The sequence below is a fragment of the Mesorhizobium sp. M1E.F.Ca.ET.063.01.1.1 genome, from assembly GCF_003998155.1.
Classification (GTDB): Bacteria; Pseudomonadota; Alphaproteobacteria; order Rhizobiales; family Rhizobiaceae; genus Mesorhizobium.
This window is the reverse complement of sequence record NZ_RZSC01000153.1, coordinates 1-10,067: the sequence shown is the minus strand read 5'-3', so window position 1 is coordinate 10,067 and position 10,067 is coordinate 1. Positions and strand designations below refer to the sequence as shown.

The 10,067-nt window shown below is 63.5% G+C and carries 9 protein-coding genes and 1 other RNA gene; 4 read left to right on the top strand and 6 right to left on the bottom strand.

The window, feature by feature from the left end; genetic code table 11:
- Positions 1-50: 50 nt before the first annotated feature.
- The 3 genes from EOA29_RS13770 to EOA29_RS13760 form a co-directional block, all read right to left on the bottom strand.
- Positions 51-1,913 carry an extracellular solute-binding protein gene (locus EOA29_RS13770; RefSeq protein WP_126090395.1) on the bottom strand — a complete coding sequence of 621 codons (1,863 nt, stop codon included), beginning with the start codon at positions 1,911-1,913 and terminating at the stop codon, positions 51-53.
- A 14-nt stretch (positions 1,914-1,927) separates the two neighbouring features.
- Positions 1,928-3,808: an extracellular solute-binding protein gene (locus tag EOA29_RS13765; RefSeq protein ID WP_126090394.1), complete on the bottom strand. Its 1,881-nt coding sequence runs from the start codon at positions 3,806-3,808 to the stop codon at positions 1,928-1,930.
- 252 nt (positions 3,809-4,060) lie between these two features.
- Positions 4,061-4,744, bottom strand: a complete 684-nt coding sequence (locus EOA29_RS13760) for a cytochrome c family protein (protein ID WP_126090393.1) — start codon at positions 4,742-4,744, stop codon at positions 4,061-4,063.
- 192 nt (positions 4,745-4,936) lie between these two features.
- Here EOA29_RS13760 and EOA29_RS13755 point away from each other — a divergent pair, with 192 nt between their 5' ends.
- Both EOA29_RS13755 and EOA29_RS13750 read left to right on the top strand, forming a co-directional pair.
- Positions 4,937-5,665, top strand: coding sequence for a 3-deoxy-manno-octulosonate cytidylyltransferase (locus EOA29_RS13755; protein WP_126090392.1), 729 nt, complete (start codon positions 4,937-4,939; stop codon positions 5,663-5,665).
- A 24-nt stretch (positions 5,666-5,689) separates the two neighbouring features.
- The gene (locus EOA29_RS13750; protein ID WP_126090391.1) at positions 5,690-6,553 is read left to right on the top strand and encodes a prephenate dehydratase; all 864 of its coding nucleotides are present in this window, start codon (positions 5,690-5,692) and stop codon (positions 6,551-6,553) included.
- A gap of 116 nt (positions 6,554-6,669) precedes the next feature.
- Here the strand turns inward: EOA29_RS13750 and EOA29_RS13745 are convergent, their stop codons facing one another.
- Genes EOA29_RS13745 through EOA29_RS13735 form a run of 3 tightly spaced genes read right to left on the bottom strand, consistent with a single transcriptional unit; the run spans position 6,670 to position 8,380 of the window.
- Positions 6,670-6,969: a Dabb family protein gene (locus tag EOA29_RS13745; protein ID WP_126090390.1), complete on the bottom strand. Its 300-nt coding sequence runs from the start codon at positions 6,967-6,969 to the stop codon at positions 6,670-6,672.
- A gap of 16 nt (positions 6,970-6,985) precedes the next feature.
- Positions 6,986-7,927, bottom strand: a complete 942-nt coding sequence (gene nudC / locus EOA29_RS13740; RefSeq protein ID WP_126090389.1) for an NAD(+) diphosphatase — start codon at positions 7,925-7,927, stop codon at positions 6,986-6,988.
- Positions 7,928-7,960: 33 nt separating this feature from the next.
- Positions 7,961-8,380, bottom strand: a complete 420-nt coding sequence (locus EOA29_RS13735; RefSeq protein ID WP_126090388.1) for an HIT family protein — start codon at positions 8,378-8,380, stop codon at positions 7,961-7,963.
- A 181-nt stretch (positions 8,381-8,561) separates the two neighbouring features.
- On the opposite strand from EOA29_RS13735, the gene ffs reads away from it, so the two are divergent.
- An RNA gene (ffs, locus tag EOA29_RS13730) (signal recognition particle sRNA small type) lies at positions 8,562-8,658 on the top strand.
- A gap of 100 nt (positions 8,659-8,758) precedes the next feature.
- The coding region (locus EOA29_RS13725; protein ID WP_127221015.1) for a DNA polymerase III subunit gamma/tau at positions 8,759-10,067 on the top strand (1,309 nt) is incomplete at its 3' end.

Genomic DNA, 10,067 nt, shown 5'->3' with positions numbered 1-10,067 from the left:
TGCTCACCGACCCTCCCCACAAGGGGGAGGGTAAAGTGCTGCGCAACAGCTCACCCTTTGCCAATTTTTGCCGCCTTGCCCTTGTCGATCCACCACAGCGCTTCGACCGGAAAGCCGAAATCGGGTTTCTGCTCGGGAAAGCCGAACATATCCCAATAGGCGCTTCGGTGATTCGCCAGATACCAACTTGGAATCCAATCGCGCCGCGCGCGCAAGACCCGGTCGAGCGCCCGCATTGCCGCCGTCAGGCTTTCGCGGTCCTTGGCGGCGCCGACGGCATCGATCAGCGCGTCGATCGCAGGGCTCGATGTTCCCGGCAGGTTGCGCGAGCCCGAAACGGACGCGCTTCGCGAATGGAAGAAGATCTCGAGGTCATCGCGGGTCGGAGTCGCGCTGAACGAGAAGGCGGCGGAGATCAGGTCGAAATCGAACGTGTTCTGCCGCAATTGATACTGCGCCGCGTCGACCAGCCGGATGGAGGCATCGATGCCGACAGCCTTCATGTTGTCGACCCAGGGCGAGTAAATCTGCACGAACGCTTCGTCGTCGACGAGGATTTCGGCCGACAGCCGCCCGCCCTTGTCGTTCGCGACGAACTCACCGGACCGCTTCCAGCCGGCCTCGGCGAGAAGCTTGACCGCCTTGCCCAGCAATTGACGGTCGCGGCCGGAGCCGTTCGACATCGCCTGGGTCACGGCTTCACCGAAAGCCTCCGGCGGAATCTTGTCTCGCAGCGGCTCCAGCAGTGCGAGTTCCTGCGGCGACGGCACGCCTTCGGCGCGAAAATCCGATTTCTCGAAGCAAGACTGCGAGCGCTCGTAGGAGCCGTAGAAGAAATTGCGCCGCGTCCATTCGAAGTCGAAGCAGAGCCCGATCGCCTGCCGAACACGGGAGTCCCGGAACTGTTCCCGCCGCTGATTGACGGCGGTGGCCTGCATGGAAGGCACCTTTTCCGCCGGGAATTCGTGCTTCACCACCTTGCCGGCCGTGACGGCCGGAAAATCGTAACCCGTTGCCCATACACGCGAAACGGATTCCTCCCTGTAGAGGATCTCGCCCTTCTTGAACGCTTCGAATGCGGCGTTGCGGTTCTGATAGGATTCGATGCGGATGCGCTGGAAATTGTTCTGGCCGCGATTGACCGGGAGATCGTTGCCCCAATAGTCGGTCACCCGCTCGTATTCGATCCAGGTCCCGGCTGACCAGCGGCCGACCTTGTAGGCGCTGGAACCCAACGGAGGGTTCATCTGCGAGGAATCGAAGGGATTGGCCGTGTAGAAGGCTTTCGACAGGATCGGCATCTGGACGATGTTGAGGATCGTGCGGGAGGCTTGCTTGCCCGAGAATTTAAGCTCCAGCGTGTGCGCGTCCACCGCCGCCGCATCCGCCAGATGCGTCAGCGACAACGCGTAGTCCGGGTGCCCCTTGTCCTTCAGCAACTTGAAGGTGAAGGCCGCATCATCGGCCGTCAGCGGCGTGCCGTCATGGAAGCGGGCCTGCGGGCGCAGCGAAAAGGTGAAGCCGTTGCGGTCGTCGGAAATCATGACGTTTTTGGCGATCAGCCCATAGACGGCGTCGGGCTCGTCGAGCGCCCGCACCATCAGCGCATCGAAGCACATTTCCATGCGCTGCGGCGCGTCGCCCTTGGGGACGAATGAGTTCAGCGTGCTGAAGGTCAGCGGGGTCTGGTTCGCCCCCCAGTTGAATGGCAGGAAGTTGAACGTGCCGCCTTGCGGCGCATCGACATTGACATAGTCGAAATGCGTGAAATCCGGTTTGTATTTCAAATCGCCGAAAGCCGACAGGCCATGCAGTTTGACGCCGGTCGGCGTCTCGGCAAAGGCGCGGCCGGGGAGCAGCGATGCGGCCGCCGCCGCCGTGCCGAGTGCCAGGAAGTCGCGACGAGGGAGCATTTTCTGCCGCCCCATCAATTGAGGCCCTTGTACTTGGCGGCCAGCGCCTTCTCTTTCGCTGTGTCGACCCACCAGGAGTCGATATCGGCGCCTCGGTAGGCAGGCTGCTTTTCAGGCATGCCGAACTTGTTCCAATAGGCGAGCCACACCACCGCGCGATAGTATTGCGGAACGACATAGTAGTTCCACAACAGCACCCGATCGAGCGCGTGGGTAGCGGCGACGAGATCGTCGCGGTTGGCGGCGAAGATGATATGGTCGACAAGCGCATCGACGACCGGGTTCTTGATGCCGGAATAGTTGCGCGATCCCGGCGTGTCCGCCGCCTTCGAGCTCCAGAAGTCGCGCTGCTCGTTGCCGGGCGATTCCGACTGGCCGAGCTGGCCGATGATGACGTCATAGTCGAAATTGTTGCGGCGGTTGATGTACTGGGTCGGATCGATGATCCGCAGCGTGGCATCGACGCCGATCTTGCGCAAATTGGCGATCCAGGGGCTGGAAATCACCTGGTCGGTGTCGCCCGAACCCAGTATCTCGACCTTGAACGGCTCGCCGGTCTTGGCGTTCACCATCTTGCCGCCCTTGATCACCCAGCCAGCCTTGGCAAAGAGGTCGACCGCCTGCTTCAGATATTTCCGTTCCGCCTGCGGCGAATCATAGACCGGCAGCTTGAATTCCTGCGTGAACAACTCCGGCGGCAGCTTGTCGCGATACTTCTCCAGGATTTCCAGTTCCTTGCCTTGCGGCAGCCCGCTCGACGCCAATTCCGTGCCCTGGAAATAGCTCTGGGTGCGCGTGTTCGAATTGTAGAACAGCGTCCGGTTCATCGTCTCGAAGTCGAACGGATAAGTCAGCGCGGCGCGCGCCAGCCGATCCTGAAACAGAGGGCGCCGCTGGTTGAGCATGAAAGCTTGCATCGGCTCCGGTGAGGTGGTCTTGAACTCTTGCTTGATGACGTCGCCGGACTTAGCTGCGGGGAAATTGTAGAATGTCGCCCAGCGCCGTGAGCTGTTCTCCGGCTTGATATCTTGAAGTCCGCCTTTGGTGAAAGCCTGCCAGGCGGCATTGTCGTCAAGGATATAGGTGAAGCGCTGGGTGTCGAAATTCTCGCGGCCGATCTTCACCGGCAGCTTGGCGCCCCAATAGTCGGGCACGCGCTGCCAAACGATCTCCGAGCCTGGCTTGAAGCTGGCGATCTTGTAAGCGGCGGAGCCCAGCGGCGGCTCGAGCGTCGATTTGGTGATATCGCGCTTCTTGCCGCTGGCGTCGGTGCCTTCCCACCAGTGCTTCGGCAACACGACGAGGTCGCCGAGGATCTTGGGCAGTTCCCGATTGCCCTTCTGGTTGAAATGGAACTCGACCTCGCGGTCGGAGACCGCAACAGCGTTGGTCACATTCTCGAAGTACCGGCTGTACATCGGGCTGTTGGCCTTCAGCACCTGGAACGACCAGATCACGTCGTCGACGGTGATCGGCTGGCCGTCATGCCATTTCGCGCGCGCGTCGAGCCGGTAGGTCGCGGACGAATAGTCCGACGGGTATTTATAGGCCTCGGCGATCAGCGGATGGCTGACGCTGCCTTCGTCCGTCGCCTGATCCATCAGCGTGTCGTAGAGCAGTCCGCCGCCGAACTCTGCGAAGCCGGCGGCCGGCGCACCCTGCACGATGTAGGGGTTGAAGCTGTCGAAGGTGCCGGTAACCACGGAATTGTAGGTTCCGCCCTTCGGCGCGTCCGGATTGACGTAGTCGTAGCGCTGGAAATTGTCGCCGTATTTGGAGGGGCCGATCAGCGAGGAGGTGGTGTGCCATTCGTCGGCGAAGCCGGCCTCAAGGCTCGCGGCGAAGGCGACCACCAGCATCGATGCGAAAAATGTCCGGGAGCGGCCAACCGTCATGCGTTCTCCTCGTCGCGAGCTCTGGGAGCGTTCATCGTTTCACGACGACCGCTCCTTCGCTTTGTTTCGACGCAATTCCGGACGGAAACCGGTTCCCACTTTTCCTGGAATTGCTCTGCCCACCGGCAATCTAGATCATTTGACGCCGGTGAAAACCGCAAGCGCCGGCTTTTGTCGCCGCATATGCGGTTTTCCTAACAGAAAAGCCGGGACGAACCCGGCTTTTCCAAGGAAGTCTCTATGACAAATTGTTTATTGAGCGGGAGCAGCCGGCTTGGCCGGAGCGGCGCCTTCGGCGGGCTTGGCCGGAGCGGCGCCTTCCGCGGGCTTGGCGCCTTCGGCAGGCTTGGCGCCTTCGGCAGGCTTGGCCTCGGCCGATGCACCCGGCTGCGGCAGCGGCTTCGGATTGTCCGACAGCGTGCGCAGATAGGCGATCACGTTGGCGCGGTCTTCATCCTTCGGCAGGCCGGCGAAGCCCATTGCCGTGCCCTTCACGAACTTCTTCGGCGAAGTGATGAAGTGGTTGAGGTTGTCATAGGTCCACTTCTCGGCGCCGCCCTTCGAAAAATCCTTCATGCCGGCGGAATAGGCGAAGCCCTCATGCTCGGCGACAGGGCGGTCGACGATGTCCCAGAGGTCCGGACCGACCTTGTTGGGGCCGCCCTTTTCGCCGGAGTGGCAGGCCTGGCACTTCTTGAAGATGGCGGCGCCAGCCTCGGCATTGGCGGCGGCGAGCAGATCGGCGATCGGCTTGGCTTCGGCGGCCGGGGCGGCGGCGCCGCCGCCTTCGGCCGGCTCCTGGGCCTCGATGGCGAAGCCGGGCTTCTCGGGCGCGGGGGAAGCAAACAGCGCGTTGGACACGATGCCCACGGAAAAGACGACGAAGCAGGTTCCGAGGAATCCGCCGAGCAGCTTGTTGACTTCGTTGGAATCCATACGCCCCTTGCTCCCTTTTCCGGCGGACCGTCCCGTCCACTCCGTCCGTCGGTATCGCTAAAGGCCCGGGAGGGCCAGTCAAATCGCGCGGAAACTAGGTCTTTTGCTTCGGCGTTGCAACACCTATAAGGGCGCTTCCAGTGAGACCTTTTGCCACTTTTCCATCCGCTTTCCCGGCCGTCCCGAAGTCCCATGTCGACATTGATCCTGATCCCCGCCCGCATGGCCTCGACGCGCCTGCCGGGCAAGCCGCTGGCCGACATCGCCGGCGTGCCGATGATTGTCCATGTCGCCCGCCGCGGCGCCGAGGCCGGGCTCGGCCGCGTGGTGGTGGCGACCGACACGGAGGCTGTGGCGCAAGCGGTGCGGTCGCATGGTTTTGAGGCGGTGATGACCCGTGCCGACCACGAATCGGGTTCCGACCGCATCTTCGAAGCCCTCACCGCGCTTGATCCGGAGAAAAAGGTCGAGACGATCGTCAACGTTCAGGGCGATCTGCCGACCATCGATCCTGAAATCATCGGCGCATCGCTGCGGCCCTTCACCGATGCCGCGGTCGATATCGCCACGCTTGGCGTCGAGATCGTCCGCGACGAGGAGAAGACCAATCCGAACGTGGTCAAGATCGTCGGCTCGCCGCTCTCCGCGACGAGGCTGAGGGCGCTCTATTTCACCCGCGCCACGGCGCCTTGGGGGGAGGGGCCGCTCTATCACCACATAGGCCTCTACGCCTATCGGCGCGCCGCGCTCGAGCGGTTCGTGGCGCTGAAGCCGTCGCCGCTCGAGCGCCGTGAGCGGCTGGAGCAACTGCGGGCGCTGGAAGCCGGCATGCGCATCGATGCCGAGATCGTCCGGTCGCTGCCGCTCGGCGTCGACACGCCCGACGACCTGGAGCGCGCGAGAAAGATCCTATCAAACTGAGATCCGTAAGAAAGACATCGGCGTATGCCTGAAAAGACCAACAGAATCGCCTTCCAGGGCGAGCCCGGCGCCAACTCCGACACCGCATGCCGCAACATGTTCCCATCAATGGAGCCGTTGCCCTGCCCGACCTTCGAGGACGCCTTCAACGCGGTGGAGACCGGCAAGGCCGATCTCGCCATGATCCCGATCGAGAACACGATCGCCGGGCGCGTGGCCGACATCCACCATCTTTTGCCGGAATCGCGGCTGCACATCGTCGGCGAGTATTTCCTGCCGATCCACTTCCAGCTGATGGTGCTGCCCGGCGTCAAGCGTGAAGAGATCAGAAGCGTGCACAGCCACATCCACGCGCTCGGCCAGTGCCGCAAATACATCCGCAAGAACGGCTGGAAGCCGGTGGTCGCGGGCGACACGGCGGGTTCGGCCAAGATGGTCTCCGAGGTCAGGGATCGCACCATGGCCTCGCTGGCGCCCGCGCTCGCCGCGGAGTTCTACGGCCTCGACATCATCCAGAGAAATGTCGAGGACACCGACTCGAACGTCACCCGCTTCGTCGTGCTGACCAAGAACAAGCAGTGGGCCGAGCGCCCGTCGCCGGACGCCAAGATGATGACCACCTTCATCTTCCGCGTCCGCAACGTGCCGGCCGCGCTCTACAAGGCCATGGGCGGCTTCGCCACCAACGGCATCAACATGACCAAGCTCGAGAGCTACCAGCTCGGCGCCTTCACCGCGACGCTGTTCTATGCCGATATCGAAGGCCACCCCGACGATCCGCTGGTGAAGCTCGCGCTCGACGAATTGCGCTTCTTCTCGCGCGAGATGCGCATCCTCGGCGTCTATCCGGCGAGCGCGTCGCGCGAGCAGTGGAAGGTCGCGGACTAAAGCATGTCTCCCGAAAGTGGTAACCGGTTTCGGGACAAAGACATGCGAAAAATCAAAAACCTAAAGCGCATGGAGCGAAGCTGAAAGATCGCGACGCGCTTTAGGCCCGCAACGCGTTAAAATCCGAGCGGCACGTAGTCGATCTCCATGAACGCCTCGACCTCCGGCACCCAGCGGTCGCGCACGAACGCGACATGGTCGGGATGCTCGTTGTACCTGGTGTAGGCGGCCTGGTCGGCGAACTCCATCGAGAAGCCGAAGTGATAGTCGTTCTTGGGGCTCACCTGGCGCAGCTGCTCGAAATGCGCCACGCCCTTGATCGCGGTGAGGATCTTCCTGGCATCGTGGAGGAACCGCTTCGCCTCCAGCGAATGCGGCGGATGCTTCAGCGTGAACACGACAGTGTGACGGATCATTTTTCGGCCCCTGCTTCTATTCGCTGTCGACCCAGGCGCGGATAAGATGGTGGGCGATCGCGCCCTTCGGCGGCGTGAGCAAGCCACCGGCATGTGTCCTGTCCAGCATCGAGCGCACCTCATCGCGGAAAAACCAGCGGCAGTCCTCCAGCTCGTTGAGGTCGGCCTGGATATCCTCGTTGAGCGGCTCGCTGAAGCAGCCGATCATCAGCGAATAGGGAAACGGCCAGGGCTGGCTGGCGTGGTAGACGACGCGGCCAAGCCTTATGCCGGCCTCCTCCAGCGTCTCGCGGCGCACCGCCGCCTCGATCGTCTCGCCGGGCTCGATGAAGCCGGCAAGGGCCGAGTACATGCCCGGCGCGAAATGCCGACCGCGCCCGAGCAGGCATTTCTCTGGCGTCACCGTCAGCATGATCGCCACCGGATCGGTGCGCGGGAAATGCTCTGTGCCGCAGGCCGGGCAGTGCCGCCTGTAGCCGCCGGCACGCATTTCCGAACGGTTGCCGCATTTCGAGCAAAAACCGTGACTGGCGTGCCAGGCGAGCAGCGCCGCGCCCTGCGCCAGCGCGCCGGCGGCCGCATCGTCGATCAGCCCCTGCATATAGACGGAGCGGTAGTCGATCGCCTTGACCGTCTCCGGCAATTCTTCCGGTTCGATGCCGGCGGGCACGGCAAGTACCGGACCGCTGTCCGAAAAGCCGAGCAGCACGCCGCGGTCGAGCGAAACCTCGAAGGGTTGGCCTTCCGCCGCCTCGAACCACGGGTCGAACCTGCCGTCGCTGAGCTTCAGATAGAGCTTGCCGCCATGCATCAGCAACAGCCGCGCCGTTCGATCGGCAAGGGCTTTCTCCACCGCGTCGTCGGCGCGGTTTTCCGATTGCCGGTCGATCTGGTTTCCGGCGAAACCGACGAACTGGCTCGGCTCGCGCAAGGGCGCGTCAAACAGACGAAAGCGCATGGGGTCTCGGGGTTCTGATGGACACTGGTCGGCTTATAGCGCTGCCTTGATCGTTTCGGCAAACCGGCGGATGTCGGGGCGTTGATAGGGCTCGCGCATGCCGTGCCCCCAGACCGGCCCCGGCCAGCCGGGGTCGCCTTCGGTGCGGGCGATGACGTGGACATGGAGTTGGCGCACGATGTTGCCGAGCGCGCCGGTGTTGATCTTGGTGCAGCCGGTCACCCGCTTCAGCGCCTGCGCCACCATGTTGGTCTCGAAGGTCAGCATCGCCTGGTCGAGCGGCGTCAGCTCGTGGATTTCCTCCACGCCTGGCCGCTGCGGCACCAGGACCAGCCACGGCCAGCGGCGATCGTTCATCAGCCTGAGTTCGCACAGGCCGAGCCACATGAGCTGCTCACTGTCCGCCTCCAATCGGGCGTCCAGCGTGAATCCGGCCTTGAGGCCAGGCAGCATGGGCGTTTCCTTCGCTTTTGTTATATTTTCCAAGCCGAGGAACGCTAGAGCGGCGGCAAGATGGCTGCAAGCGAATCATTGGCCGCTATTGCGGATTTCAAGGCTGTCGCGCCTGCGCGGCCCGGCCGGCCGTTTACCTCTGCCCTTGCATTTCGCCGCTGAATTGCCGATATGGAGCGTGGGAGGCTGGTGGTGGACGATCCACTCGCCAACCGGGTCAGGTCCGGAAGGAAGCAGCCCTAACGAGCCCGGAACGGGTCATTGTTCCAGCCTCCCGCCTCTTCGCCTTTCTCCCGCGACATTGACGGCGCCGAGCCGTGCGGGCGAGACTATGCGCAGGAATCGGTCGCCTGCGGTCCTTGGAGCTTTTGACGGCGAATGAGCGAAGCCGGAAATTTGGGGCCAAAAAATCCGGAGACGGAAAAGGCCGACGCCTATCGCGTGCTGGCGCGCAAATATCGCCCCTCGAATTTCTCCGAGCTGATCGGCCAGGAGCCGATGGTCCGCACGCTCACCAACGCCTTCGCTACCGGCCGCATCGCCCAGGCCTGGATGCTGACCGGCGTGCGCGGCGTCGGCAAGACGACGACGGCGCGTATCCTCGCGCGGGCCCTGAACTATAAAACCGCGACCGTCGACCAGCCCTCGGTCGACCTTTCGATCCCTGGAGAGCATTGCCAGGCGATCATGGAAGGCCGCCATGTCGACGTCATCGAGATGGACGCCGCTTCCCACACCGGCATCGACGACATCAGGGACATCATCGACCGCGTGCGCTACGCCCCGGTCTCGGCCCGCTACAAGGTCTACATCATCGACGAAGTGCACATGCTCTCCACCCAGGCCTTCAACGGCCTGTTGAAGACGCTGGAAGAGCCGCCGCCGCACGTCAAATTCATCTTCGCCACCACCGAGATCCGCAAGGTGCCGATCACGGTTCTGTCGCGCTGCCAGCGCTTCGACCTGAGGCGCATCGATGCCGGCGCGCTGGTTGCGCATCTTGCGGCGATCGCCGCCAAGGAAGGCATTTCCGTCGACGACGAAGCGCTGGCGATGATTGCCCGTGCCGCCGAAGGCTCGGCGCGCGATGCGCTCTCGATCCTCGACCAGGCGATTGCCCACGGCAGTGGCTCGGTCAGCGCCGAGGCGGTGCGCGCCATGCTGGGCCTGGCCGACCGCGCCCGCATCATCGACCTGTTCGAGCATGTCATGAAGGGCGACGTGGCGGCTGCTTTGACCGAATTCCGGGCACAGTACGATACCGGCGCCGATCCGGCCGCGGTACTCACCGATCTTGCCGAATTCAACCACCTCGTCACCCGCCTGCGTTTCGTGCCGGCCGCGGCCGACGATGCCTCGCTCTCCGAGGACGAGCGCCGGCGCGGCGCCGAATTCGCGAACGCGCTGTCGGTGCGCGTCCTGTCGCGAACCTGGCAGATGCTGCTCAAGGGCATTCCCGAGGTGCAATCCTCCAACCGCCCGGTCAGTGCTGCCGAGATGGTGCTGATCCGGCTTGCCCATGCCGCCGAGCTGCCGACGCTGGACGAGGCGCTGAAATCGCTTGAGGGCGCGGCTCCGGTGGCGAGCGGCGCGCCGCGCGGCAACGGAGCACCGGCAAGTTCCGGCAATGGCGGCGGCGCGAGTGCTGTGGCGCAGGCGCGGATGCCGCCCTCCGCCGGTGGTGCGC